At 42.6% G+C, this 392-nt stretch carries 1 protein-coding gene; it reads left to right on the top strand.

Going from position 1 to position 392, the window contains the following annotated elements:
* Positions 1-392, top strand: a 392-nt coding sequence (locus A3766_RS09455) for a radical SAM protein (protein ID WP_156508828.1), incomplete at both ends; no start/stop codon positions are given.

The following is a 392-nucleotide window of genomic DNA, read 5'->3' as shown; positions in this document are numbered from 1 at the left end:
CGCTATTAACTGTCGTTACTGCTTCCGCCGGAATTTTCCTTATGACGCGCATCGCCAATCAAAAAACGAATGGCGAAAGGTCTTCAACTACATTGAAGAACACAAAGAATTAGATGAGGTAATCCTGAGCGGTGGCGAACCCTTAATACACAATAACGACCACCTTGCCTGGCTAATAAACAATATTGCTGATATCAAGCATATCCAACGCATTCGTATTCATTCTCGAATGGTCGTCAGTATCCCGGAAAGAATCGACCAAGAACTATTAAAAATATTTTCTGATTGCAACAAACAACTCATACTCGTCACACACTGCAATCACCCTAACGAGTTAGATAGTCAACTCAGACCCTGCTTCACTGCTCTCAAACAGGCTGGCGTCACCTTAT

It is taken from the genome of Oleiphilus sp. HI0132 (assembly GCF_001635845.1).
The sequence above is the reverse complement of the archived record's forward strand: the minus strand, read 5'-3'. Positions and strand labels throughout refer to the sequence as shown.